This window comes from Formosa sp. Hel3_A1_48 (assembly GCF_001735715.1).
Taxonomy (GTDB): Bacteria; Bacteroidota; Bacteroidia; order Flavobacteriales; family Flavobacteriaceae; genus UBA3537.
On record NZ_CP017259.1, the window covers coordinates 1,309,933 to 1,335,392 of the forward strand.

Annotated in this window: 23 protein-coding genes; 12 read left to right on the forward strand and 11 right to left on the reverse strand. The window is 39.0% G+C overall.

Annotated elements, in window-relative coordinates; all coding sequences use genetic code 11:
• Positions 1–7: 7 nt before the first annotated feature.
• Positions 8–1,012, reverse strand: a complete 1,005-nt coding sequence (recA, locus tag FORMA_RS06045; protein WP_069674814.1) for a recombinase RecA — start codon at positions 1,010–1,012, stop codon at positions 8–10.
• Between the two features lie 211 nt (positions 1,013–1,223).
• On the opposite strand from recA, the gene trhO reads away from it, so the two are divergent.
• The 6 genes from trhO (at position 1,224) to FORMA_RS06075 (ending at position 7,842) form a co-directional block, all read left to right on the forward strand.
• The gene (gene trhO / locus FORMA_RS06050; RefSeq protein ID WP_069674815.1) at positions 1,224–2,294 is read left to right on the forward strand and encodes an oxygen-dependent tRNA uridine(34) hydroxylase TrhO; all 1,071 of its coding nucleotides are present in this window, start codon (positions 1,224–1,226) and stop codon (positions 2,292–2,294) included.
• A 126-nt stretch (positions 2,295–2,420) separates the two neighbouring features.
• Positions 2,421–3,626, forward strand: a complete 1,206-nt coding sequence (locus tag FORMA_RS06055) for a PSP1 domain-containing protein (protein WP_069674816.1) — start codon at positions 2,421–2,423, stop codon at positions 3,624–3,626.
• Positions 3,616–4,107, forward strand: coding sequence for a gliding motility lipoprotein GldH (locus FORMA_RS06060; RefSeq protein WP_069674817.1), 492 nt, complete (start codon positions 3,616–3,618; stop codon positions 4,105–4,107). The genes FORMA_RS06055 and FORMA_RS06060 overlap by 11 nt, the downstream gene beginning before the upstream one ends.
• 6 nt (positions 4,108–4,113) lie before the next feature.
• Positions 4,114–6,453: a penicillin-binding protein 1A gene (locus FORMA_RS06065; protein ID WP_069674818.1), complete on the forward strand. Its 2,340-nt coding sequence runs from the start codon at positions 4,114–4,116 to the stop codon at positions 6,451–6,453.
• 21 nt (positions 6,454–6,474) lie between these two features.
• Positions 6,475–7,176: a CoA transferase subunit A gene (locus FORMA_RS06070; protein WP_069674819.1), complete on the forward strand. Its 702-nt coding sequence runs from the start codon at positions 6,475–6,477 to the stop codon at positions 7,174–7,176.
• A 12-nt stretch (positions 7,177–7,188) separates the two neighbouring features.
• Positions 7,189–7,842 carry a 3-oxoacid CoA-transferase subunit B gene (locus FORMA_RS06075; RefSeq protein WP_069674820.1) on the forward strand — a complete coding sequence of 218 codons (654 nt, stop codon included), beginning with the start codon at positions 7,189–7,191 and terminating at the stop codon, positions 7,840–7,842.
• On the opposite strand, the gene FORMA_RS06080 is transcribed toward FORMA_RS06075, so the two are convergent.
• The 8 genes from FORMA_RS06080 to hemA are packed head-to-tail and all read right to left on the reverse strand — an operon-like array spanning position 7,837 to position 17,239.
• A complete protein-coding gene (locus FORMA_RS06080) occupies positions 7,837–9,519 on the reverse strand; it encodes an ABC transporter ATP-binding protein (RefSeq protein WP_069674821.1) in 1,683 nt (560 codons plus the stop codon). The two genes, FORMA_RS06075 and FORMA_RS06080, sit on opposite strands and share 6 nt — an antisense overlap.
• Positions 9,520–9,522: 3 nt before the next feature.
• Positions 9,523–10,236, reverse strand: a complete 714-nt coding sequence (locus tag FORMA_RS06085) for a 3'-5' exonuclease (protein WP_069674822.1) — start codon at positions 10,234–10,236, stop codon at positions 9,523–9,525.
• A complete protein-coding gene (locus tag FORMA_RS06090; RefSeq protein WP_069674823.1) occupies positions 10,214–11,383 on the reverse strand; it encodes a serine hydrolase domain-containing protein in 1,170 nt (389 codons plus the stop codon). The genes FORMA_RS06085 and FORMA_RS06090 overlap by 23 nt, the downstream gene beginning before the upstream one ends.
• 52 nt (positions 11,384–11,435) lie before the next feature.
• Positions 11,436–12,425, reverse strand: a complete 990-nt coding sequence (gene hemB / locus FORMA_RS06095) for a porphobilinogen synthase (RefSeq protein WP_069674824.1) — start codon at positions 12,423–12,425, stop codon at positions 11,436–11,438.
• A gap of 18 nt (positions 12,426–12,443) precedes the next feature.
• Positions 12,444–13,355 (reverse strand): oxygen-dependent coproporphyrinogen oxidase, encoded by a 912-nt coding sequence (gene hemF, locus FORMA_RS06100; RefSeq protein WP_069674825.1) that lies wholly within the window; start codon positions 13,353–13,355, stop codon positions 12,444–12,446.
• A 17-nt stretch (positions 13,356–13,372) separates the two neighbouring features.
• Positions 13,373–14,398: a uroporphyrinogen decarboxylase gene (gene hemE / locus FORMA_RS06105; protein WP_069675465.1), complete on the reverse strand. Its 1,026-nt coding sequence runs from the start codon at positions 14,396–14,398 to the stop codon at positions 13,373–13,375.
• Positions 14,391–15,989 carry a hydroxymethylbilane synthase gene (hemC, locus tag FORMA_RS06110; protein ID WP_069674826.1) on the reverse strand — a complete coding sequence of 533 codons (1,599 nt, stop codon included), beginning with the start codon at positions 15,987–15,989 and terminating at the stop codon, positions 14,391–14,393. Before hemC ends, hemE begins: the two co-directional genes overlap by 8 nt.
• Before the next feature lie 2 nt (positions 15,990–15,991).
• Positions 15,992–17,239 carry a glutamyl-tRNA reductase gene (hemA, locus tag FORMA_RS06115; RefSeq protein WP_069674827.1) on the reverse strand — a complete coding sequence of 416 codons (1,248 nt, stop codon included), beginning with the start codon at positions 17,237–17,239 and terminating at the stop codon, positions 15,992–15,994.
• Positions 17,240–17,413: 174 nt separating this feature from the next.
• On the opposite strand from hemA, the gene FORMA_RS06120 reads away from it, so the two are divergent.
• Genes FORMA_RS06120 through FORMA_RS06145 form a run of 6 tightly spaced genes read left to right on the forward strand, consistent with a single transcriptional unit; the run spans position 17,414 to position 23,540 of the window.
• Positions 17,414–18,334: a helix-turn-helix transcriptional regulator gene (locus FORMA_RS06120; RefSeq protein ID WP_069674828.1), complete on the forward strand. Its 921-nt coding sequence runs from the start codon at positions 17,414–17,416 to the stop codon at positions 18,332–18,334.
• Between the two features lie 12 nt (positions 18,335–18,346).
• Entirely contained in the window at positions 18,347–19,378 is a 1,032-nt protein-coding gene (hemH, locus tag FORMA_RS06125; protein WP_069674829.1) for a ferrochelatase, read from the forward strand.
• Positions 19,379–20,725 (forward strand): MATE family efflux transporter, encoded by a 1,347-nt coding sequence (locus FORMA_RS06130; RefSeq protein ID WP_069674830.1) that lies wholly within the window; start codon positions 19,379–19,381, stop codon positions 20,723–20,725.
• Complete coding sequence (locus tag FORMA_RS06135; protein WP_069674831.1) at positions 20,725–21,261, forward strand: CopD family protein; 537 nt, start codon at positions 20,725–20,727, stop codon at positions 21,259–21,261. Before FORMA_RS06130 ends, FORMA_RS06135 begins: the two co-directional genes overlap by 1 nt.
• A 47-nt stretch (positions 21,262–21,308) precedes the next feature.
• Entirely contained in the window at positions 21,309–22,763 is a 1,455-nt protein-coding gene (locus FORMA_RS06140; protein WP_069675466.1) for a sensor histidine kinase, read from the forward strand.
• A 3-nt stretch (positions 22,764–22,766) separates the two neighbouring features.
• Positions 22,767–23,540 (forward strand): enoyl-CoA hydratase/isomerase family protein, encoded by a 774-nt coding sequence (locus FORMA_RS06145; protein WP_069674832.1) that lies wholly within the window; start codon positions 22,767–22,769, stop codon positions 23,538–23,540.
• A gap of 71 nt (positions 23,541–23,611) precedes the next feature.
• Here the strand turns inward: FORMA_RS06145 and FORMA_RS06150 are convergent, their stop codons facing one another.
• A complete protein-coding gene (locus FORMA_RS06150) occupies positions 23,612–23,887 on the reverse strand; it encodes a FoF1 ATP synthase subunit delta/epsilon (protein ID WP_069674833.1) in 276 nt (91 codons plus the stop codon).
• Between the two features lie 11 nt (positions 23,888–23,898).
• On the reverse strand, positions 23,899–25,407 hold the full coding sequence (gene atpD / locus FORMA_RS06155) for a F0F1 ATP synthase subunit beta (RefSeq protein ID WP_069674834.1): 1,509 nt from the start codon (positions 25,405–25,407) through the stop codon (positions 23,899–23,901).
• Positions 25,408–25,460 lie beyond the last annotated feature (53 nt).

The window sequence follows — 25,460 nt, forward strand, 5'->3', positions numbered from 1 at the left end:
TGTCGTTTTAGACCCCGTCTTTGATGGCTGTTTTAATTTTTTCTTCAAGCTCGTCCATAAGGTCTGGATTGTCTTTTATCATTTGCTTAACGGCATCGCGTCCTTGTCCTAGTTTAGTCTCGTCATAGCTAAACCACGACCCACTTTTTTTGATAATTTCAAAATCAACAGCAAGATCGAGGATTTCACCAACTTTAGAAACTCCTTCACCATACATGATGTCAAATTCCACAAGTTTGAATGGAGGAGCAACTTTATTTTTTACCACTTTGACCCGAGTTTTGTTCCCACGAACCGTTCCGTCCGTGTCCTTTATTTGGGTCGACCGCCTAATATCCAAACGAACAGAGGCGTAAAATTTTAGGGCATTCCCCCCCGTGGTGGTTTCTGGATTTCCAAACATTACCCCAATTTTTTCACGCAATTGGTTGATGAAAATCATGGTACAGTTTGTCTTACTTATTGATCCTGTAAGTTTTCTAAGTGCTTGAGACATCAGTCGAGCGTGAAGCCCCATTTTTGAATCGCCCATTTCTCCCTCAATTTCACTTTTTGGCGTTAGCGCCGCAACCGAATCAATAACAATCATATCGATTGCCCCTGAACGGACTAGGTTATCCGCAATCTCTAGAGCTTGTTCTCCGTTGTCGGGCTGTGAAATGATGAGGTTATCAATGTCAATACCTAAGTTTTGAGCATAAAATCGATCGAAGGCATGTTCGGCATCAATGAATGCCGCAATCCCTCCTGCTTTTTGAGCCTCGGCAATAGCATGAAGAGTAAGCGTTGTTTTTCCGGATGATTCTGGTCCGTAAATTTCTACAACACGTCCCTTGGGGTATCCACCAACCCCTAAGGCAAGATCTAATCCCAATGAGCCAGAAGAAATAACATCCACATCAACCACAGGGGCATCACTCATTTTCATTACAGTGCCTTTTCCGTATGCTTTGTCGAGTTTGTCTAGGGTTAATTTTAGCGCTTTGAGTTTTGCTTCTTTTTCGTTGCTCATGTTTTAATGTTTTAAGGGTTGTTTTAGTCTTGCTAAAATACTATTTCTTTGCAAAATTCACGGTATTCAAAAACGCTTTTTGTATAAATTTAACGCGCCAGGTGCGGTTTTTTTGATAAACCATTTGCAAAACCATTTCACTTTCCTTGACAATTATAAAAAGTGTTACATTTGTAGCTGATATATTCATTAACTTAAACTCAGGTATAGCATGCAACTGTACAACAACTTAAGCAATAATGAAAGAGCAGATCTTATAAAAAAGGCAGGTAAAGATCGCCTTACCATCTCTTTCTACAAATATGCCAAAATTGGCAACCCAGAACTTCTTCGAAATCATTTGTTTATATTTTGGAACTCCATAGATGTCCTAGGCCGGATTTATGTTGCCCACGAGGGAATTAATGCACAGTTATCCGTGCCGGCAGAAAACTTTAATGTCTTTAAGGCTCATTTAGATACTATTTCATTTCTTGAACATGTTCGGCTCAACATCGCTATTGAACAAGACATGTTTTCTTTCCTTAAGTTGAAAGTGAAAGTGAGAAATAAAATTGTCGCCGATGGACTAAGCGATGAAACATTTGATGTGACTGACATTGGAACACATGTTGATGCGGAAAAATTCAATGAACTTATTGAAGACGAAAACACGGTTCTTGTTGATATGCGCAACCATTACGAAAGTGAAATAGGACATTTTAAAAACGCCGTAACTCCTGACGTAGACACATTTAGAGACTCCCTTGATTTGATAGAAGATCAGCTCAAAGAGCACAAAGAAAGTAAAAAGCTTGTGATGTATTGCACTGGAGGAATTCGTTGTGAAAAAGCCAGTGCTTATTACAAACACAAAGGGTTTAAAAATGTTTATCAGCTAGAGGGCGGAATTATAAATTACGCCCGACAAGTCAGCACTCTAGGGTTGGAAAATAAGTTTTTGGGTAAAAACTTCGTATTCGACCAAAGACGAGCGGAAAAGATCTCTGATGAAGTTATTGCACAATGTCATCAATGCGGTGCGCCTGCAGATATTCATGTAAATTGTGCCAACGAGGCATGTCACTTATTATTTATTCAATGCGATTCGTGTAAAGAAACCATGGAAAATTGTTGTTCATCATCTTGTATGGAGATCAACCGCTTACCCTACGAACAGCAAAAAGCGCTGCGCAAAGGTCAAGGTAATAGCAATGATATTTTCAAAAAAGGCCGTGCGGATCATCTACCATACAAAAAAGACCTCAGAAATATTTTTGAGACCTTGCAGAAGCAGCCCTAACTCAAACAGGGTTTTGTGTAATATCAATCTTTTTTAAGTTCCTAAATAAGCTTATATTTACCTATCGATTGAATTAATAAATAATTGTTTGTGTTTTTGACACAAACAGTCATAATATAAAGCAATATGGGGTGTGCAAGTTGCGCAACAAGTAAAAATGGCCAGCCAAAAGGATGCAAAAACAACGGGACTTGCGGCACAGATTCCTGCAACAAACTCACCGTATTTGATTGGCTTTCAAACATGAGTTTACCAAATGGTGCTCAGCCATTCAACTGGATTGAAGTCCGCTTCAAAAATGGGCGTAAGCAGTACTACAAAAACACTGAGAAGCTCACATTAAGTATTGGAGATGTGGTTGCAACAGAAGCTGAGTCTGGACACGATGTTGGTATGGTGACTTTAACAGGGGAGTTGGTAAAGGTACAGATGAAGCGTAAAAAAATACCAGAGACCGCAGAAAAAATATTAAAAATTTTCCGTAAAGCAACTCAAAGGGACATCGACACTTGGATACAGTGTAGAGATAAAGAAGAGGCGATGCAAGTTAAAGCACGACAGTTTGCTATTGATTTGAGGCTAGACATGAAAATCTCTGATATTGAATTTCAAGGGGATGGAAGCAAAGCAACGTTTTATTACACTGCAGATGCGCGAGTTGATTTTAGAGAGCTTATTAAGGTTTACGCTAGAGAGTTCAGAATCCGGATTGAAATGAGGCAAGTCGGTTTGCGCCAAGAAGCTGCTAGACTTGGCGGAATTGGCTCATGCGGCCGCGAGCTGTGCTGCTCAACATGGCTTACTGATTTTAGATCGGTAAGCACCTCTGCCGCGCGCTACCAACAATTGTCTTTAAATCCTTTAAAATTAGCAGGGCAATGTGGAAAGCTAAAATGCTGTTTAAATTATGAATTAGATGCCTATTTAGATGCACTTCAATCTTTCCCAAAAACAACGGTCAAACTAAAGACAGAAAAAGGAACTGCAGTTTGTCAAAAAACGGATATTTTTAAAGGCATTATGTGGTATGCTTACGAAGAAGAGTGGATGAATTGGTTCACCTTAACTACTGAGCAAGCCAATGCTATAATTGACTCTAACAAATCGGGGCAAAAAGTATCGAGTTTAGAAGAATACGCTCTTGATCTTTCCGCTACAACTGATACTAAAGTCGATTTTGAAAACGTTGTTGGACAAGACAGCTTAACACGCTTTGATCGCCCCAAAGGTAATCCAAATAATAGAAAAAGAAAACGCAGCAATAAACGAAAGCCTCGAAATGAACGCGCACAAAAAAATAATTCTACGAAGTCTAAAAAGAATGCGAATTAGACCTATATATGGCATTTTAGTTATTGTTTTGATGGCTTCTTGTAATCGAAACTCAACTTTTGATCATTACACTTCAATTGATGGTAATTGGGGGAAAGACGAGCTTATTTCTTACGATTTCACAATAACGGATAGTATTAAAAAACATAATCTATTTTTTAAAATCAGAACATCTGAGGACTATAAATACAGTAATTTGTATCTTATAGTCGATTTAAAGTACCCTAACGGCAAGCTGCAAAAAGACACTTTAGAATACCAAATGGCAAGACCAGACGGTTCTATGTTGGGGGATGGTCTAATGTTTATTAAGGAACACAAACTTTGGTATAAAGGACATCAAAACCCTTTTGTGTTTTCCGAAATTGGAGATTATACGATCAGTATACGTCAAGCAATGCGCGCACTGAACAAAGTCTCTGGGCTGAAATCTTTAGAAGGAGTTTTGGATGTAGGGTTTAGTATAGAAAACTTGGATTAATTATTAATGGCAAAGAAAAGAACAAATAAGAAAACAAATTTTTCAAAGCAAAAGCGCTGGTTTTGGCTCTTATTTATTTGCGGAATAAGTTTGATTCCTGTTATTTTCCTTTTGGCTTCTTTCGGTACATTTGGCTTTATGCCCGACCATACTGCACTTGAAAACCCCAGAACAAATTTAGCAACTGAGGTAATTTCATCGGACGGCGTTACACTTGGGAAATTTTACTACGAAGACAACCGTACGCCAGTCAGTTTTAAAGAGCTTCCAAAACACTTAGTAGACGCCCTTATTGCGACTGAAGATATTCGTTATTTTGATCATGCAGGAATAGATGCTCGTGGAACTTTAAGAGCATTATTTAAGTTTGGCCAAGGTGGTGGTGCAAGTACAATTTCACAACAGCTTGCCAAGCAGCTTTTTCATGGAGAAGGTTCAAGAAATACATTTGGGCGAATTACTCAAAAAATTAAAGAATGGGTCATCGCAACACGCCTCGAAAAACAGTACACCAAAGAGGAGATTATAGCTCAATATTTTAATATTTACGACTTTGGAAATAACGCTGATGGGATTCGAAGTGCTGCTCGAATTTATTTTGGAAAGGAACCTTCAGCTCTTAATTTAAAAGAATCAGCGATGTTGGTAGGGATGTTCAAAAATTCTTCCTTGTATAATCCCCGTCCAGAGCGTAATCCTGTTGGAACAAAAAACCGACGAAATGTCGTGCTTTCACAAATGGAGAAGTACGGATTTATCACTCAAACAGTCAAGGATTCCTTACAACAAACCCCATTAGATTTAAATTACACGCCAGAGTCGCACCGCGAAGGTATTGCTACTTATTTTAGAGCGTATTTAAAAACCTTTTTAAAAGACTGGATTAACAAAAGCGAAAATGTTAAGCCCAATGGCGAAAAATACAACATCTACAAGGACGGACTTAAAATTTATACGACAATCGATTCTAGAATGCAATTCCTAGCAGAGCAATCCGTCACAGAACACATGAAAGCCTTACAGGCCGAATTTTTTGTGCAAAACACACCCCGTCGCAATCCGACAGCTCCGTTTTTAGACCTTGAGGATGAAGAAATAGAAAGGCTGCTTAAGCTAGGGATGAAGCGATCAGAGCGTTGGCGAAAAATGCGGTATGATCTTAAAAAACCAGTACGAGAAATTATTGCTTCATTTGATAAGCCTACAAAAATGCGGATCTTCTCTTGGACAGCGCCCAATAATGAAATCGATACTATACTAACGCCAATGGACTCAATGCGTTATTATAAATTTTTCTTAAGGGCAGGGATGATGTCTATGGAACCACAAACCGGTTTTGTAAAGGCCTGGGTAGGTGGGTTTAACTACAAGCATTTTCAATACGATATGGTAAAACAAGGGAAACGACAAGTGGGCTCTACATTCAAGCCATTTGTTTATGCTGCAGCTATAGATCAATTACAGCTTTCTCCCTGCGACACTTTTCCAAAAGCGCAAATTACTATTCCAGCGTTTAAATATGGAAATATAAAGCCTTGGGCCCCAAAAAATTCCAGTAAAAATTATGCTGGTTTCGAAACCTTAAAATCTGCTTTGGCCAATTCTAGAAATACAATTACTGCGCGGTTGATGAACGAAATTGGCCCTCAGCCTGTAATCGATTTAGCAAAGAATCTTGGGGTAGAACAAAGAATTCCAGCGGTTCCATCTATTGCACTTGGGACGCCCGATTTGAGTGTTTATGAAATGGTGGCAGCCTATTCAACCTTCGCAAATAAAGGGGTGTATACAAACCCGGTCATGGTAACCCATATTGAAGATAAAAACGGGACACTGCTCTATCAGTTTTCTCCTCAAACCAAAGATGTTCTAAGTGAAGAGGTTGCTTATGTGGCGGTTAACTTGATGGAAGGGGTTACAAAGTTTGGCTCTGGTCAGCGTTTGCGCCACGATTTTGCCAAAAATCAAGCCGTCTACAAAGAAATTATAACAGGGTACCCCTATCAATTTGACAATCCAATTGCGGGGAAAACCGGAACTACACAGAACCATAGTGATGGCTGGTTTATGGGTATGGTCCCTAACTTAGTTACTGGTGTTTGGGTAGGAGGAGAAGATCGCGCAATACATTTTAAGAGCATCACCTATGGTCAAGGCGCCTCTATGGCGTTGCCTATTTGGGCAAATTTTATGAAAGGATGTTATGCTATAGAAGACCTTGAAATTTCAAAAGAAGAATTTGAAAAACCAGAACAACTTTCTATTGAAACGGAATGTGATACAACTCTTTCCGATGAAGAGGAAATGCCAGCCCAAGAGCTAATTATACCAGAAATTGACTTTTAATAAGGTAAAAAAAACACGCTTATGATTAATAAAAAAGTAGAAAATGTACAACAAGCATTGATGGGGGTTGAAAGCGGGATGACCTTACTCTTAGGAGGTTTCGGATTGTGTGGAATACCCGAAAATGCTATTGCTGAATTAGTTGCCATGAATGTCAACAATCTTACATGTATTTCCAACAATGCTGGGGTAGATGATTTTGGACTTGGTCTTTTATTACAAAAACATCAAATTAAAAAAATGGTATCTTCATATGTTGGAGAAAATGATGAATTTGAGCGTCAAATGCTTTCAGGAGAACTTGATGTTGAGCTTATCCCTCAAGGGACATTAGCAGAGCGTTGTCGCGCGGCTCAAGCGGGCTTCCCAGCAGTATTTACCCCTGCTGGCTTTGGCACTGAAGTTGCAGAGGGAAAAGAAACCCGTGAATTTGATGGGAAAATGTATGTTTTAGAACATGCATTTAAGGCCGATTTTTCTTTTGTCAAAGCATGGAAAGGTGACGCAGCAGGAAATTTAATTTTCAAAGGAACGGCTCGAAACTTTAACCCGAATATGTGTGGGGCAGCAACTATTACTGTTGCGGAAGTCGAAGAATTAGTACCCGTAGGCACATTAGATCCAAATCAAATTCATATTCCAGGAATCTTTGTTCAACGCATATTTCAGGGTAAAGATTACGAGAAGCGCATAGAGCAACGAACAATTACCCCAAAAAATTAAAACCAGAATGCTATGTTAGACAAAAATGGAATTGCAAAACGTATTGCAAAAGAAGTTAAAAATGGATACTATGTCAATTTAGGCATCGGTATTCCAACCCTTGTTGCGAATTTTGTTCGCGATGATATTGAGGTTGAGTTTCAGAGTGAAAATGGAATTTTGGGTATGGGTCCTTTCCCTTTTGATGGAGAAGAAGATGCGGATTTAATCAATGCGGGAAAACAAACCATCACTGCCTTGGATGGAGCTAGTTTTTTTGATTCGGCCATGAGTTTTTCAATGATCAGAGGGCAGCACGTCGATTTAACTATTTTGGGGGCCATGGAAGTGGCTGAAAATGGGGACATTGCCAATTGGAAAATCCCTGGTCGTTTAGTTAAAGGCATGGGCGGTGCTATGGACTTAGTGGCAAGTGCTGACAATATAATTGTTGCTATGATGCATACCAATAAAAAAGGCGCCTCCAAACTTTTGAAGCGGTGTACCCTTCCTCTTACAGGAGTTAATTGTGTGAAAAAGATAGTCACAAATTTGGCTGTTCTGGAGGTTACCTCCAAAGGATTTAAACTTCTTGAACGCGCACCAGGGGTGTCGGTTGAAACTATTCTAGAAGCTACTGATGGGCATGTTATTATTGATGGTGAAATTCCTGAAATGGATTTATAACCCTTTTGGAATAGCGTCAATCAGCCGCTTTGTGTAGGCGTTTTTTGGGGAGTTATAAACTTCATCGGCCTCGCCCTGCTCTACAATCTCACCCTTGTTCATGACCAGCAGTTGATCGGCCATATATTTCACAACAGCTAAATCATGTGAAATAAAAATGTAGGTGAATCCAAAATCTTCCTTGAGGGTGTTGAGCAAATTCAAAACTTGGGCCTGTACAGAAATGTCTAGAGCTGATACGGACTCATCACATAAAATTAATTTTGGTTCAACGGCTATAGTTCGTGCAATGCCAATACGTTGGCGCTGACCGCCTGAAAACTCATGCGGGTAGCGATCAAAAGAGGAAGCTTCCAGCCCAACTTTTTCTAGGAGCTCCAGTGTCTTTAATTTGCGTTCAGAGCTGTTATTGTACAGTTTATGAATTTTCATGGGCTCCATAATTGCTGCACCTACGGTCAATCTAGGATTGAGTGATGCAAAAGGGTCTTGGAAAATGATTTGAATTTCTTTTCTTAATGTGCGAATTTCTTTAGAGGTCATTTTACAGAGGTCTTTTCCTCTGTAAAAAACAGTTCCAGCAGTTGCTTTATCAAGTTGTAAAATGGTTTTTCCTAATGTTGATTTTCCACATCCAGACTCTCCAACAAGCCCTAATATTTCTCCTTCATAAAGCTTAAAACTCACCTTATGGACTGCTTTAAAAGCTACAGGTTTTTTTAAGAACCCAATTTTGCTGTAATAGGTTTTTTCAAGATTGATAACCTCTAAGAGTGGGGCGCTGTTGTACAATTGGGTATGCTTTTTAGCCCGATCGGCTTTTGAAATCTCTTTGGATGCGTTTGCATTAGCCAAAATCGAGGCAACCGTTGGCAGTTCTTTTAAGCGCACATTAAGGGACGGCCGAGCAGAAATTAAGGCTTTGGTGTACTCGTTTTTTGGAGCCTTAAATACACTTTTAGTAAGGCCTTGTTCTACTATTTTCCCTTTGTACATCACTAGTGTTCGTTTTGCAATTTCAGAAACTAAAGCAAGATCATGACTAATAAAAATGACACTCATTTCTGTCTCTTTCTGAAGCTCTTTAATCAGGGAAATAATCTTCTTTTGAACAGTCACGTCTAGTGCTGTTGTAGGCTCGTCCGCTATTAACAAGTCGGGTTTACAAGCGACTGCCATTGCTATCATAATGCGTTGTTGCTGACCTCCAGAAAGTTCGTGAGGGTATTTGTTAAACGCTTGGTTTGGAAGTGGAATTTTTACCTGCTCAAATAGACGAATAACTTCTGTGTTGGCTTCAGCTTCAGTTATTGTTTCATGTTGCAAAAGAACTTCGCTTACTTGTGTGCCACACTTCATTGAGGGGTTCAGTGCGCTCATAGGTTCTTGAAAAACCATACTGATTTTTTTACCTCTAATGCGTTCAATTTCTTTCTTTGATGCCTTGTTCAAATCTAAGCCATCAAAAACAATTGCACCTTCAATTATAGCATTGTGAAGCAATCTCATTATAGCCAAAGCGGTAATAGATTTGCCACTACCGGATTCTCCTACTAGACCTAAAATTTCATTTTTATGAACGTCAAAATTAATACCGTGCAGGGCGCTGTATTGAGCATCATTCTTTTTGAAGGAAATGTTTAGGTTTTTAACAGTAAGTAAATGCTGGTTTTTCATTACTTAAATATAAGCAATTTCAGCTTTGTCTAGTAGCATTTCTCCACGAAGGCGCAATAGTATTTGAGCTACAGCCAAGGTGTCTTTTTCACAGTAGTTAATGATCCGTTCAATGTTATTTTCTTTGTAAAAAACACCATACACTTCACTGCCATCTATATCATCTTTAGGGCTAGGAATTCCCAAGACATTGGTCATTAACTTAAGTGAGGTGTAATGTTTGTAGTCGCCAAATTTCCAGAGATCAAGAGTGTCTAGGTGAGGAACTTCCCATGGTTTTTTTCCAAAAAGGTTGAGTTTTGAAGGGAGCTTCATTTTGTTTATGATCATCCTTCGCGCGATGTATGGGAAGTCGAACTCCTTACCATTGTGGGCACATAGAATAAATTTGGGGTGTTTAAAATGGCGTTCAATTAGTGAATTGAATTGACTCAAAATTTCTTTTTCTTCGCCATAAAAAGAGGTGATTCGAAATGCTCTTGAGGGCGAATCGGACGCGAAATAACCTACAGAAATACAGATAATTTTGCCAAATTCTGCCCATATTCCTGCGCGGGGGTAAAACTCCTCTGCAGTATATTCGTCTTTACGCTGGTATTTGGATTTTTGTTTCCAAAGTGCTTTTTTTTCAGCTGTTAGGGCTGAGAAATCTTCAAACTCAGGGACGGTTTCAATGTCTAAAAACAGAACATGCTCAAGATTGATTTTGGAGATCATCATTTAACATTTTATAAGCTTCTTCGATGTAGATTGAGATGTCGTCAGAAAATATTTGGTTTGCTGCATCAGGCGATTTTTGATGCCCCAATCGGACAATAATGATATTGTCTTCGGGCTCTACTATAACATATTGACCAAGGTGACCACGCATCATAAAAAAGGATTTACCGTCGCGTTTTTGCATCCAAAATCCGTAGCCGTATTGTGGACTTTCAGCAAACCTTGGGGTAATTGACTTTGCAACGAATGCAGAATCCAAAAGCTGTTCGCCCTTCCATTTACCATGATCTTTATAGAGTTTTCCAAAGCGGGCAAAATCTTTAGCATTGCTTGCAATGCAGCAGTAGGCTTTTACCAAGTCGTGTTCTTTGCTGTCTACTTGCCATAGGGTCTCATTTTCACTGCCTAAGGGTTTCCAAAAACTTTCAGTGAGGTAGTTATATAGCTTTTTACCAGTAGCTTTTTCAATGACCATCGCCAATAATTGCGTGTCACCACTTGAATATTTATAGGCCTGACCAGGTTCTTTAATAACTTTAAGTCCAAGAATGATTTTTTTTAAATCATCATCAAAATAGGCTCTAGTGGTAATGGATAAAGGGGAGTAATATTTTTCAACCCAATTGGTACCTGAAGACATAGAGGACAGGTCACCCACAGTCAATTTGGCTGCTAGACCCTCGCTAAACTCAGGAAAAAAATCACTTACGGGCTGATCCAAACTTTTTATATACCCCTCTTCGATGGCCTTACCCATAAGCCCAGAGACATAGCTTTTGGCCATTGAAAAAGAGTTGGTTTTTGAGTTTTCATCAAACCCATCATAGTAGTTTTCAAACCAAATGCTATCATTTTTTATAATCACATAGGCGATGGCCCCATAAGCCTCATTGTATTTTTGAAGGCGCTCTGTTTCAGTAACGCTGTTGTAATCTTTGTGCTTTGGCCATGGTTGAGGCACATCATTCTCAATTTTTACATTATCAAACTCTTTATAGTCTTCTAGATAGGCAGTGGTATAGCCCTTGGCATAAATTGTTCTAACAGCCTTGAGCAGGTAGTCTGTGTCTGTAATATAAAGGATGGCGATAAGACCAACAACGGTCAGTAAGCCCCATTTTAGCGTACGCTTTAGTGTGTTCATGCTGTTTGTAATTTGGTCTAAAGATAATTAAAAAAAGGCTTCAGATTTTTTCCTAACCAAGAAGTTTCACTACCTCCTTGGCAAAATAACTGGCAATAAGGTCTGCCCCAGCGCGTTTAAACGCCATGGTGGTTTCTAGTACCGCTTGGTCGTGGTCTAACCATCCTTTTTCGCTTGCCGCTTTAATCATGGCATATTCGCCACTCACTTGATAGGCCGCAACAGGCACATCAAATTCATTTTTGACCTCTCTAATGATATCTAAATAGGGTAAGCCCGGCTTCACCATCACAATGTCGGCACCTTCATCAATATCCATCTCTGTTTCGCGCAGGGCTTCAAAGCGGTTGGCATAGTCCATTTGATAGGTTTTTTTGTCTTTTGGAATATTGTTTTGTTCTGCTGGTGCAGAATCCAGTGCATCTCTAAACGGGCCATAAAATGAGGAAGCATATTTGGCACTATAACTCATAATGCCCGTGTCTATAAATCCATCGTCTTCCAGCGCCTCTCTAATGCTTAAAATGCGGCCATCCATCATGTCGCTAGGCGCCACAAAATTGGCGCCTGCTTCGGCATGAGATATACTCATTTGTGCCAAAACATCAACGGTAGGGTCGTTAACGATTTTTCCGTTTTCTAGAATGCCATCATGGCCATAAATGGAATAGGGGTCCAAGGCAACGTCTGTCATGACCAACATTTCTGGACAGGTGTTTTTGATGGTTTTAATGGCGCGTTGCATCAGTCCATTGGGGTTTAGGGCTTCTGTTCCACGGTTGTCTTTTAACTTATCTTCAACTTTGACAAACAACAAAACGGCTTTAAGCCCCAAAGACCATAAAAGTTTTACCTCCGCTTGTAGCGTATCCAAACTAAAGCGGTAGTAATTGGGCATCGATGGAATTTCGTCTTTAATTCCTTTACCTTCTACCACAAAAAGAGGGACTAAAAAGTCATTTGGTGTAATATTGTTTTCACGCACTAAACTTCGAATGGTTGCGTTGGCGCGTAAACGTCTGTTTCTTCTTAATGGATACATAATTAATAGTTTTAAGCTTTAAGCTGAAGCAGCCCATTCAATAGGGTTTTTTAAGACTTCAATTAATTTTTCTTCTTCGCTACCTTTTTCAGGGTGGTGATCGTACACCCACTGCACGTGTGCGGGCAGACTCATTAAAATACTTTCAATTCTACCGTTAGTTTTTAGTCCAAACAAGGTGCCTTTGTCATGAACCAAATTAAATTCCACATAACGCCCTCGTCTGATTTCTTGCCAATCGCGTTGGGCTTCTGTATACGTTAGGGTTTTTCTTTTCTCGACAATTGGTGTATAAGCTTCCAAGAAACTATCGCCAACTTCTGTTACAAAAGCGTACCATTGTTGCATATCCATGGTGTCGTTGGCTTTACAATAATCGAAAAACAATCCACCAATACCACGACCCTCATTTCTGTGGCTGTTGTAGAAATATTCGTCGCAACGTTTTTTGTAGTCTTCGTAAAAGTTTTTGTCGTGTTTGTCGCATGCAGATTTACAAACGCTGTGGAAATGCTTTGCATCTTCTTCAAACAAATAATATGGGGTTAAATCTTGTCCACCGCCAAACCACTGATCTACAATAGCCCCCTCTTTATCATACATTTCAAAATAACGCCAATTGGCATGAACTGTGGGGACCATGGGGCTTTTCGGATGAATAACCAAACTCAAACCGCAAGCAAAAAAATCGACTTCACCAACATTAAAATAGGCCTGCATTGCTGGAGGAAGTGGGCCATGGACTTTAGAAATATTGACACCTCCTTTTTCAAATACAGCACCATTCTGAATGATACGTGTGCGGCCACCGCCCCCTTCCTTGCGCACCCATAGATCTTCTTCAAATTTTGCCAGGCCATCAATCGCTTCTAGACTAGAAGTGATTTGATCTTGTAGCCCTTCAATATAGTTGTAAAATTGATTCTTCACAGCTGTTGCTTTTGGGGTTAGTTCGAATAGGATTTTACCGCATCAATAAATGCTTTGGCATGATCGACAGGAATGTTAGGGAGTATTCCATGACCAAGATTCACAATGTATTTATCTTTACCAAAAGCATCAATCATTTGATGTACCATTGTTTTGATTTCGGAAGGTGGAGAAAGCAATCTTGAAGGGTCAAAATTACCTTGAAGTGTGATGTTCCCCCCCGTTAAATATCTTGCGTTTCTAGCCGAGCAAGTCCAATCGACACCCAAGGCAGACGCATTAGATTTTGCCATTTCCCCTAAGGCAAACCAGCATCCTTTACCAAAGGCAATTACGGGGGCATCGTCTTTAAGAGCTTCAATTATTTGGTTAATGTACTGCCAAGAAAACTCTTGATAATCCGTAGGGGAAAGCATACCGCCCCAAGAATCAAAAATTTGTACAGCATTCACACCAGCTTTTACTTTTTCTTTTAAATAAGCAATAGTGGTATCTGTAATTTTTTGTAATAATTGATGTGCTGCAATGGGATTTGAAAAACAGAATGCTTTTGCTTTATCGAAATTTTTACTGCCTTGTCCTTGAACACAATAGCACAAAATTGTCCATGGAGACCCTGCAAATCCTATTAAAGGAATTTCATCGTTAAGCAGTTCTTTTGTGGCTTTAATAGCTTTATACACATAATCTAATTCTTCTTTTACGTCTGGAACAATTACATGATCAACATCTTTTTGCGTGCGTACAGGGTGGGGTAAATAGGGCCCAAAGTTTGGCTTCATTTCGACCTCAATGTTCATCGCTTGAGGAATGACAAGTATGTCGCAAAATAAAATTGCGGCGTCCATTCCAAATCGACGAATAGGTTGAACGGTAATTTCACTTGCAAGCTCGGGAGTTCTACAGCGTGTAAAAAAATCATATTTTTCTTTAATGGCCATAAATTCAGGTAAATAGCGTCCTGCTTGACGCATCATCCATACAGGAGGGCGTTGGACGGTTTCCCCTTTTAGTGCACGTAAAAATAAATCGTTTTTAATCATTTTTTTTGTCTTTAGCAATGTAGTGTTCATTGACCATTTCAATGACACTTTCTATTGTTGGGATCTTTGCAATACGAACGTCGTTGAAGTATTGTTTTGCCTCTTTGGCTGTTGTTTCGCCTATGCAATAGGCGGTACAATTAGGAGTGTTATTTTTCAGGAAACTCTGCACAGTTGATGGGCTATACAACAGTACTCCTTCAACGGACTCTGGTAATTTTGGCGCTTCTAGTTTTGTGCTGTACACCACAATTTCGTTAACTTTAATATTATTTTTAGCTAAGATTGATGGTAAATCGTCCATTCTAATGTCGCTACAGAAATAAGAAACTTCGCTGCCATTCATGAATTCCACAAGATGTTCTGCAAGTACTTTTGCGTTTTTAGCGCTGTGTTTGACAGGGCCAATTTTCTGCTCAATCAATTTTTTAGTCCGTCGTCCTACACAATAGATTGTCTTGAACTTCAAGTCCTCTACGGCACAATTATTTAGCAGTGCTTCAACTCCATTTTTGCTTGTAATTACGACATTTTCATGTACGGCTTTAAGTATTGATCTTTTAATTCTATTTGGTGTAGTTTTTATGAAATCTGAACTTTCAACTTTAATAGCATCAGCAAACAAATCTTTTTGCCCTTCGCTAAGTATTTTTGAAGAAAAGATATTGGTTTTTTGTGGTTTTAAGGCCGTTTTACTTACCAAGTTTTTCCCTCCTCGCTCTACAATAAATGCGACACATTCATCCACTATACCTTGATGTTTTCCCAAAGGAGCGCTGCGCTTTGCTTCAACTTTTTTTGTGCCGTCTTCACTCAGTATGATACCATGGAAATGAACTTCTTCGTCTTTTATGAAAGCCAAAGCGCCAATGGGTGCGCTACATCCGCCTTCTAATTTATTTAGGAAAGCACGCTCCATATGTGTGCAAATTTCAGTTTCTTCGTGATTTAATGCCGAACAGATTTCCAAAGTTTCTTTATCCGATTCTAAACAGGCAATCATGATAGCGCCTTGTGCAGGCGCAGGAACCATCCATTCTAGATTAACGGCATTTTGTGGCGTCAGACCAATTCGGCCAAGGCCTGCGGCAGCAAAAATAGCCCCGTTCCAATCGCTATTGTTTTCTAGCTTTTGTAGTCTTGTGTTGACATTTCCTCTCAACCCAACAAGGGTGTGCGTGGGGTACCTGTTAAGCCATTGTGCTTTTCTTCTAAGGCTGCCAGTAGCAATAATTGCATTTTCTTGCGCCAAAAACTCCTCGTTTTTTTTGAACACAAGCGTGTCTCTAACGTTTCCACGCTTAAGCACAGTTGCCTGAACTATGCCTTTTGGGAGTAGGGTTGGAACGTCTTTTAAAGAATGTACGGCGATATCAATTTCTTCATTGAGGAGTGCAATATCTAGTGTTCGTGTAAAAACACCAGTAATTCCTAGTTCATAAATGGGCTGGTTTAGCATTAAATCTCCAGTAGACTTTACAGGCACTAGTTTTGTCTTGTGCCCTAAGTGTTCGAGTTGTTCTTGAACAGTTTTTGCTTGCCAAAGCGCAAGTTGGCTATCACGAGTTCCAATGCGAATAGTTTTTGACATAATTATGAGTCTAGTTGAAAGATTTCCTGAATCAATTCCAAGCTTTTTTTGCCAGAACTAGCCTCTTGTTTGAGGTGATGTGCAAAATGATTGGTAATTTTTTGCACAATCTGCGCGCTGATAAGATCGGCTTGTGTTTTATTGAAATCTTCTAGTTTTTTGCGCTGCACATCAATTTCTGCTTCTGCAAATACATTGAGTTTTTCTTTCAACGCTTTGATCGTTGGTGCAAATTTACGGTACTCTAGCCATGCTAAAAACGCATTTTTAATCTCTTCAATTATGGCTTCGGCTACAGGGATAAATTCTTTTCTTTTATTTAGTGTCTCATCGGTTATGTTTGACAATTCATCCAAATGCGTTAGGGTTACGTTTTTCAAGTCTTTCACGTTCTCATCTACATTTTTAGGAAGTGACAAATCCAAAATAAGCAGCTCTTTTTTGTTTTGTATGAGTTGCTTATCTACGGTAGGGTTTTGTGCTCCAGTAGCCACAATGAGGATGTCAGTGTTTTTAATTTCCTCTGGTAGTTGACTGTAATCTTTCACCAAAACCTTGAACTTTCCAGCGATTTTTTCTGCCCTATCCCTTGTTCTATTGATCAAGGTAATGTGTTCATTTTTGGTGTGTTTGATGAGGTTTTCACAAGTATTTCTTCCAATTTTCCCCGTCCCAAAAAGAAGAATATTTTTGGTGGTTACATCCTTTACCGATTTTAGAATGTATTGTACAGAAGCAAAAGATACCGAAGTTGCACCCGAAGAAAGCTTTGTTTCTGTTTTAATGCGTTTGCTGGCCTGAATTACAGAATTTATGAGCCGCTCGAGAAAGGCATCTAAAAGACCATATTTTTTTGATACTCTTGCGCTCGATTTCAGTTGGCTAATGATTTCGAAGTCGCCAAGAATTTGGCTGTCCAATCCCGCCCCCACGCGAAACATATGCTCAATGGCTAGGCTATCTTTTAAAGTATATGCCACTGGCTCTAATGCTTCGATCGTCCCAACGGTATTATTGCACAATAGCTGTACCAATTCATTAGGGTCATTTACAAAAGCATAGATTTCGGTACGATTACAGGTTGATGTGGCTACAATACTTTGAATTCCTGATGTCTTGGCTTGATTGAGTAAACGCGCTTTTTTTGTAGGACTTAAACTAAAGTCTCCGCGAAGTTTAGCATCTGCTTTTTTGTAGCTTATGCCGATAACATAAAAAGAAGTTTTTTTAGTGCTTCCGAGTTGCTCCATTTATTTGGGTAATGTGTGCGTTCGTGGGCAAAAATAGCATCTAAGCTAAACAAAAAATAACGCTAGAGGAACTTTATTTGTCGTTTAGGGTTTTGTCTGTAATAATTCCTTATTTTTGCAATTCAATTTCAAACAACAGGTTTAAATTGATTAAAAATGCAATTTTTATTTATAATGAATCTAAATAAAGAAAATTCTTATTCGTTAAGTCCATCCTCAAAAAGTGTCGCTACAGGGACTTTTTTAGAAACTTCTATTGAGTCTGGGTTTTTGGTGATGACATTTCAAAACGAAACGGATAAGCTTAAGTTACTAGAAAAAGACATAGATAACTCCTACATTCAATTTCATTTTTGTTTAAAGGGTTCTGCTCAATTTTGTTTTAATAACAATACGTACACGCTTGATATTCCTGAAGAAAACTCTTTATTGTTGTACAATCCTCAACGCGATCTGCCAATTCATATGATTACTCAGCCAAATACTTGGGTTGTCTCTGTTTTAATTTCTATCAAGAAGTTTCATGGCTTGTTTTCTCATGAGGCAAATTACATCACCTTTTTAAAAGACGACAACAAGCTTAAGAAGTATTATAAAGATGGATATATTTCGCCATCTATGGCAATCGTTTTAAATCAAATCATTAACTATAATTTGAATTCTAATCTGCGTGAGCTGTACTGTAAAGCTAAAGTATACGAATTACTCAGCCTTTACTTTAACCGCGGAGAAGATGCAAACATAGAGCAGTGTCCTTTTCTGGAAGACGAGTCTAATGTTTTGAAAATAAAGAAAGCGAAAGACATAATTATTCAGCGTATGGCAGAACCACCAACACTTGTCGATCTCGCCAACGAAATAGAGCTTAGTTTAAAAAAGCTAAAAGAAGGGTTTAAGCAAATCTACGGGACTACCGTCTATGGTTTTTTGTTTGATTACAAAATGGAACTTGCTCGTAAATTATTAGAATCTGGGGGGCATAATGTTAATGAAGTTGGCCTGAGGGTTGGTTACAGTACAGCAAGCCATTTTATATCTGCTTTTAAAAAACAATACGGGACCACTCCAAAAAAATATATTCAATCCTTAAATTAATTATACAAAAAAATGAAAGGTGTTTTATTAGTCAATTTAGGCTCACCGGATAGCCCAAATCCAAAAGATGTTAAGAAATATTTAGGCGAATTCCTAATGGACGAACGTGTTATTGATGTCCCAAAGTGGGCGAGAACACTTTTGGTCAAGGGGATTATCTTGAACACTAGGCCTAAGGCTTCAGCAAAGGCTTACAAGAAAATTTGGTGGGACGAAGGCTCTCCTTTAATCGTGTTATCGGAACGTCTCAAAGACAAGGTTCAACAACAAATAGAACTGCCACTGTCTTTGGCTATGCGCTATGGTAGAATGTCTATTAAATCAGGGTTACAAGCCTTGGCAGACAAAGGAGTCACAGACGTCTTGATCATTCCATTATACCCACAATTTGCAATGGCAACAACAGAAACAATTTTGGTCTTAGCCGAAAAGTTGCAAAAAGAATTCTTCCCCCAAATGAATTTGGAAAATTTACCTCCTTTTTATAACAATCCAGACTATATTAAAGTTCTTTCGGAGTCAATAAAAGCATATTTGAAAGGAAAAGAATATGATCATTTGTTGTTTTCATACCACGGAATTCCAGAGCGCCACATCCGCAAAAGTGATGTTACAAAATCACACTGTAAGATTGATAAATCGTGTTGCAGTACAGCTTCTGAGGCACATGCATATTGCTATAAACACCAGTGTGTTGAGGTGACCCGTTTAGTGGGCGAGTATTTAAAAATGTCACCCGATACGTTCTCCACGTCCTTTCAGTCACGATTGGGGTTTGACCCATGGCTTCGCCCTTATACCGACCGTACGATAGAGCGTTTAGGAAAAGAAGGAACAAAAAACATGGCTATAGTTACTCCTGCATTTGTTAGTGATTGCTTGGAAACTTTGGAGGAAATTGCTATGGAAGGCGAAGAAATTTTCCACGAAGCTGGAGGAAAAGTATTCAACACTATACCGTGTTTGAACGATGATCCACAATGGGTTGCTTTATTGGCACAATGGATCCAAGAATGGGCAACTAAAGCTGTAACTACTACTTAGATGTCTAAACCAATAGTGTCAGACTTTGGAGCAGAGCCTATAGGAAAATTACTTGTGCGTCAAGCTGTTCCTGCATCAATTGGTATTTTGGTGATGTCTCTCAATATCTTAATCGATACTATTTTTGTTGGGCATTGGATAGGTGCCCAAGCGATTGCCGCTATAAATGTGGTTTTGCCAGTTTCTTTTTTTATAGCTGCCTTGGGGATGTCTATTGGTATAGGTGGATCCTCAATTATTTCGAGAGCTTTAGGGTCCAAAGCGAAACCCAAAGCCCTAACTACTTTCGGCAATCAAATTTCACTCACGCTTTTGCTTACCCTAACTCTTGTTGTTTTTGGGCTTTGTTTTATAGATGAAATCATCCCTATTTTTGGCGGCAAAGGCACTATTTTTACTCCGGCTAAAACATACTACAGAATTGTGCTTTATGGAGTGCCACTATTAGCACTTTCTATGATGGGCAATACGGTGATTCGCGCTGAAGGTAAGCCAAAATTTGCTATGTATGCCATGATGATACCTTCTGTTACCAACCTAGTTTTAGATGTTATTTTGATTAAGGTTTTGGATTTAGGCATGCTTGGCGCTGCATGGGCTACTACAGGATCTTATGCATTTTGTTTTCTTTTTATTTTATGGTTTTTCTTCTCCAAATACTCAGAAATGAAAATTGATTGGCATCATTTTGGCCTCAAAAAACCAATAGTCTCAGAAATAAGTAGCTTGGGCCTGGTGACCTTATCTCGTCAAGCTGTAGTAAGTGTAACTTATCTATTAATGAATAATATTTTATTCGATTTTGGTGGAGAAACTTCAGTCACAGCCTATGCCATTGTTTCTAGAATGCTCATGTTTGCTTTATTCCCCATATTTGGTATCACACAAGGCTTTATCCCCATAGCAGGATTTAATTATGGCGCTAAAAACTATGTCCGTGTGCGTCAATCCATTAGTATTGCCATACGTTATTCTATGATTCTAGCAACCTTAGTTTTTGTGGCTTTAATTGGGGCTCCAGAACTCATTACGAAGATGTTTACCACAGATCCGTTGGTGTTGCAAAAAACGCCAAGCGCTATGCGTTGGGTTTTTGCAGCCACACCAATTATCGCGGTACAGCTTATTGGCGCAGCTTATTTTCAGGCTGTAGGAAAAGCTACACCAGCCTTATTACTTACCCTTTCCAGGCAAGCATTTTTCTTTATACCTTTAATTTTTATCTTACCTTTATGGTATGGAGAGCTCGGCGTTTGGATGGCATTCCCTGCCTCTGACGTCTTATCTACTTTAGTAACTGCTTATTTTTTGAGGAAAGAAATGAAACAAAATTTAAAAGAATCCTAATGGAATATTACAACTACATTAAAGCGCTGCATTTGATTTTTGTGATCACTTGGTTTGCAGGGCTTTTTTACATTCCACGCTTGTTTATTTACCATATAGAAGCCAGTCAAAAACCCTTAGTGGAAAGCGAAATTCTCTGCACACAACTAAAGCTAATGTCGAGCAGGTTGTGGTATATCATTACATGGCCTTCAGCAATATTAGCTACTTTTTTTGCATTATGGTTGTTACATTTGGCTCCATACTGGATGGAACAGTCCTGGATGCACGCAAAGCTTGCCTTTGTGGTGTTGCTCTTTGCATACCACATCAAAACCCACATGATTTTCAAATCATTACAAAGCGATAAGATCAATTACTCATCAAATTTTATGCGTATTTGGAACGAAGGTGCGACCCTTATATTATTTGCTATAGTATTTTTAGTAATCCTCAAAAACACATTAGATATGCTTTACGGCCTTTTAGGCCTTTTGGGCCTTGCTCTTGTTTTAATCTTAGGAATCCGTCTTTATAAAAAGACAAGAGGTAGCTAGGGTTGCAAATCCTTCATTTTTCATATATTTATAAAAAAGAGCTCAGTATGGCAAAACGCAGTCTGTCTTTAAGTTCAAGAATTTTCTTTTACATGATCCTTTTGGTGGTTTTGGCTTCCATTTTGATTGCTGCAGTTACTGTTTACCAATACAATGAGCAATCCCAGGATTACCACCGCAAAAGATTGGAGCGTAAAGAGGTGCAACTCATGTCAAGCATAAATTATGTTTTGAAGGAGTCGAGCTGGGAGATAAAAACAGACAATTTAGAGCTCATTTTTAAAGATAAGATTTATGAAATTGCCAATATTCACAATGTTGCTTTCAATCTTTATGATCTAAAAGGAAAGCTGATCAAATCTTCTAAACCTTGGCTGGAAAATGATCCAGTTCCAGACCAGCTTCCCAGTTATATTATGGATACTTTAGCACTGATTTCATCAAAGCGTTTTGTAGAAAAAAACAAACTGTTGGATGGTAATTACCGTTCTTCTTATTTGATTCTTAACGCCCCTTCATCAAAGCCCCTAGGAATTTTAAATGTACCCTACTTTGACGATGATTCTTTGAATTCTGGAGAGTTAAAAGAATTTTTAATTCGGCTCGGATATGCGTATATCATTATGATGCTAATTGCCATAGCATTTGCATATTTTATGTCCAAACTAATTACAAAGTCGCTAAAGGCTATAAGTGATAAAATGTACCAAACCCGTTTTGAAAAGCGCAATAAAAAAATTGCACTAGACGGGGCTACTTCCGAAGTGATGTCGCTTGTAGAATCCTATAATAACATGATTGATGCTTTGGAGGAAAGTGCACAAAAATTAGCTTCAACTGAACGCGAACAAGCATGGAGAGAGATGGCAAAGCAAGTCGCTCATGAGGTAAAAAATCCCTTAACCCCAATGCGCTTGAGTGTACAAAGTTTTCAACGAAAATTCAATCCAGATGACAAAGACATTCTAAAAAAAGTAGACGAATACAGCAAGACGCTTATCCAGCAAATTGATACTATGAGTAAAATTGCCGAAGCCTTTTCTAGTTTCGCTAAAATGCCCACACAAAAGATAGAGCACCTAAATGTTGTTAAAGTGGTTGAACACGCTTTAGATATTTTCCCTGATTCATCAATCGATTTTTCGAGTACCGCACAATTGATTCAAGCAGATTTTGACAGAGATCAGCTTAACAGAATTGTAACTAATTTGGTCAAAAATGCTATTCAAGCGATTCCAGAAGACCGAACAGCTGCTATAAAAGTCGAACTCTCTGAAGAAGCCCATCATATCTTTATTAAAGTAAAAGACAACGGAAGCGGAATAGAAAATGGAATAGGGCAGAAAATATTTGAACCAAAATTTACAACTAAAACTAGCGGAATGGGACTAGGTTTGCCAATGGTAAAAAACATAGTTGAAGCCTACAATGGGGAAATTACGTTTAATACAACTTTAAATAAAGGGACTGTTTTTGTAGTTTCTTTTCCAAAAAAACAATAAATCATGCAGTTCAATAATCTTCTCTTACATATTGATCAAGGTGTTGGTGTTATTACAATCAACCGACCGAAAAAATTAAATGCTTTGAACAAGGAAACTATTCAAGAATTGCACGATGCTGTAAAAAGCTTGAACGCATCTAAAGATATCCGCGTTATTATCATCACTGGAAGTGGCGAGAAAGCATTTGTAGCAGGTGCTGATATTAGTGAATTTTCCGATTTTAGCGTCCAACAAGCAGCGCAATTGGCTCGTGAGGGGCAGAATATATTATTTGATTTTATTGATCAACTATCCACACCTGTCATTGCAGCTGTAAATGGTTTTGCTCTTGGCGGGGGCTTGGAGTTGGCTATGGCAGCGCATTTTAGAGTCGCTAGTGCTAATGCACGCATGGGGCTTCCAGAAGTGAGTTTGGGGGTAATCCCTGGTTATGGAGGAACACAGCGCTTGGCACAATTAATTGGGAAGGGAAGAGCTTTAGAAATGATCACCACAGCACAGATGATTGATGCCTTGAAAGCAGAGCGTTGGGGTCTTGTAAATGCGGTAATACCTCAAGATGAATTACTTTCATATTGCCTGTCATTGGCTGAAAAAATCAAGCGAAATAGCCCTTTGGCAATAGCCGCAGCAATAAGAGCCGTAAATGCCAATTACCAAGAGGGTGTACAAGGGTACGATGTCGAAATTTCTGAGTTTGCTAAGTGTTTTGGGACAGATGATTTTTCAGAAGGGACGTCGGCATTTTTAGAAAAGCGAAAAGCAAAGTTTTAAGGCTAATTTCTGAGCATAAAAAAACCCAAAAACAGATGTTCTAGGGTTTATGTTTTTTCAAAATTTTGTTATTAATCTGCTAAGACAATAATTTTGTTGGCGTTCATTTCTATTGTTCCAGAGCTTATTGCAAGCCAATACCCTTTTTCTTTTTGTTCAAATTTTGAGGCATTGTTTTCATCCAGATTAATCGATCCACGAATCTTTACAAAACCTTCTTTTAAAATTGAAACAATTGGCGCGTGATTATTTAGCATTTCAAACTCTCCATTGGCACCAGGGACAGAGACACTATCGACCTCGCCTTTAAAAAGCGTTGTTTCAGGAGATACAATTTCTAAATACATATGTTTCAGTATTAAGCCTCAGCCAACATTTTTTCACCTGCTTCAATCGCTTCTTCAATAGTCCCTTTAAGGTTGAAAGCTGCTTCTGGCAAGTGGTCCAATTCACCATCCATAATCATAGTAAATCCTTTGATGGTTTCTTTAATGTCTACAAGTACACCTGGAATTCCTGTAAATTGCTCAGCAACATGGAATGGTTGAGATAGGAAACGTTGTACACGACGAGCACGCCCTACGGCCAACTTATCTTCTTCCGAAAGTTCTTCCATTCCTAAGATGGCAATAATATCTTGTAATTCTTTATAGCGTTGTAACAACTCTTTTACACGTTGCGCACAATCGTAGTGCTCACCGCCAAGAATGTCTGCCGTCAAAATTCTAGAGGTTGAATCTAGAGGATCTACCGCAGGATAGATACCGAGCTCGGCAATTTTTCGAGACAATACTGTTGTTGCATCCAAGTGCGCGAATGTAGTTGCTGGCGCTGGATCTGTAAGGTCATCCGCAGGAACATATACTGCTTGTACTGAAGTAATAGAGCCTTTTTTCGTTGAGGTAATGCGCTCTTGCATTGCACCCATTTCTGTAGCTAGTGTTGGCTGATATCCTACCGCTGAAGGCATACGCCCTAGTAGGGCTGACACCTCAGAACCTGCTTGCGTAAATCGGAAAATATTGTCAACAAAGAACAAAACATCTTTTCCTTGACCATCGCCTGCACCGTCACGGAAATATTCGGCAATAGTAAGTCCCGATAGCGCAACACGTGCACGTGCTCCAGGGGGTTCGTTCATTTGACCAAAAACAAAAGTTGCTTTGGATTCCTTCATGGCAGCTTTGTCAACTTTTTTCAAGTCCCATCCACCGTCTTCCATAGAATGCATAAAGTCATCACCGTACTTTATAATACCTGATTCTAACATTTCGCGAAGCAAATCATTTCCCTCACGCGTACGCTCTCCAACTCCGGCAAATACTGATAGTCCTCCGTGTCCTTTGGCAATGTTGTTAATTAGCTCTTGAATCAATACGGTTTTCCCTACACCTGCACCACCAAATAGTCCAATTTTTCCTCCTTTGGCGTAAGGCTCAATGAGGTCAATAACTTTTATTCCTGTAAAAAGAACTTCAGTTGAAGTAGAAAGGTCTTCAAATTTTGGTGCTTCTCTGTGTATTGGAAGTCCGTCTTTTCCAGCTTTTGGCAAGTTACCTAGGCCATCAATAGCATCACCAATGACATTGAATAAACGCCCGTATACATCATCGCCAATAGGCACTTGAATAGGTGCTCCAGTGGCATTTACTTCTGTACCACGGCTTAATCCATCGGATGAGTCCATGGCAATTGTACGGACTGAATTTTCGCCAATATGTGATTGCACTTCTAAGACGAGTGTTGAGCCATCTGGACGATTGATTTCTAGAGAATCATATATTTTTGGAAGGTCTGTTCCAGAACCAAATTCTACATCGATAACTGGGCCAACAATTTGAGAAACTTTACCTGTAACTTTTGACATTACTTCTTTGAGTTTTATTTTTAGCTAAAATTTTGTTTAAAAACCACTGGTTT

Excerpts from the sequence above, each read along its gene's own strand:
- FORMA_RS06055 (WP_069674816.1), top strand. The coding sequence starts at position 2,421 with ATGGGGTGTGCAAGTTGCGCAACAAGTAAAAATGGCCAGCCAAAAGGA.
- FORMA_RS06075 (WP_069674820.1), top strand. The coding sequence starts at position 7,189 with ATGTTAGACAAAAATGGAATTGCAAAACGTATTGCAAAAGAAGTTAAA.
- FORMA_RS06130 (WP_069674830.1), top strand. The coding sequence starts at position 19,379 with ATGTCTAAACCAATAGTGTCAGACTTTGGAGCAGAGCCTATAGGAAAA.
- FORMA_RS06070 (WP_069674819.1), top strand. The coding sequence starts at position 6,475 with ATGATTAATAAAAAAGTAGAAAATGTACAACAAGCATTGATGGGGGTT.
- trhO (WP_069674815.1), top strand. The coding sequence starts at position 1,224 with ATGCAACTGTACAACAACTTAAGCAATAATGAAAGAGCAGATCTTATA.
- FORMA_RS06120 (WP_069674828.1), top strand. The coding sequence starts at position 17,414 with ATGAATCTAAATAAAGAAAATTCTTATTCGTTAAGTCCATCCTCAAAA.
- FORMA_RS06060 (WP_069674817.1), top strand. The coding sequence starts at position 3,616 with ATGCGAATTAGACCTATATATGGCATTTTAGTTATTGTTTTGATGGCT.
- FORMA_RS06135 (WP_069674831.1), top strand. The coding sequence starts at position 20,725 with ATGGAATATTACAACTACATTAAAGCGCTGCATTTGATTTTTGTGATC.
- recA (WP_069674814.1), bottom strand. The coding sequence starts at position 1,012 with ATGAGCAACGAAAAAGAAGCAAAACTCAAAGCGCTAAAATTAACCCTA.
- hemH (WP_069674829.1), top strand. The coding sequence starts at position 18,347 with ATGAAAGGTGTTTTATTAGTCAATTTAGGCTCACCGGATAGCCCAAAT.
- hemA (WP_069674827.1), bottom strand. The coding sequence starts at position 17,239 with ATGGAGCAACTCGGAAGCACTAAAAAAACTTCTTTTTATGTTATCGGC.
- FORMA_RS06065 (WP_069674818.1), top strand. The coding sequence starts at position 4,114 with ATGGCAAAGAAAAGAACAAATAAGAAAACAAATTTTTCAAAGCAAAAG.
- FORMA_RS06150 (WP_069674833.1), bottom strand. The coding sequence starts at position 23,887 with ATGTATTTAGAAATTGTATCTCCTGAAACAACGCTTTTTAAAGGCGAG.
- atpD (WP_069674834.1), bottom strand. The coding sequence starts at position 25,407 with ATGTCAAAAGTTACAGGTAAAGTTTCTCAAATTGTTGGCCCAGTTATC.
- hemC (WP_069674826.1), bottom strand. The coding sequence starts at position 15,989 with ATGTCAAAAACTATTCGCATTGGAACTCGTGATAGCCAACTTGCGCTT.
- FORMA_RS06080 (WP_069674821.1), bottom strand. The coding sequence starts at position 9,519 with ATGAAAAACCAGCATTTACTTACTGTTAAAAACCTAAACATTTCCTTC.
- hemB (WP_069674824.1), bottom strand. The coding sequence starts at position 12,425 with ATGTATCCATTAAGAAGAAACAGACGTTTACGCGCCAACGCAACCATT.
- FORMA_RS06090 (WP_069674823.1), bottom strand. The coding sequence starts at position 11,383 with ATGAACACACTAAAGCGTACGCTAAAATGGGGCTTACTGACCGTTGTT.
- FORMA_RS06085 (WP_069674822.1), bottom strand. The coding sequence starts at position 10,236 with ATGATCTCCAAAATCAATCTTGAGCATGTTCTGTTTTTAGACATTGAA.
- hemE (WP_069675465.1), bottom strand. The coding sequence starts at position 14,398 with ATGATTAAAAACGATTTATTTTTACGTGCACTAAAAGGGGAAACCGTC.
- FORMA_RS06145 (WP_069674832.1), top strand. The coding sequence starts at position 22,767 with ATGCAGTTCAATAATCTTCTCTTACATATTGATCAAGGTGTTGGTGTT.
- FORMA_RS06140 (WP_069675466.1), top strand. The coding sequence starts at position 21,309 with ATGGCAAAACGCAGTCTGTCTTTAAGTTCAAGAATTTTCTTTTACATG.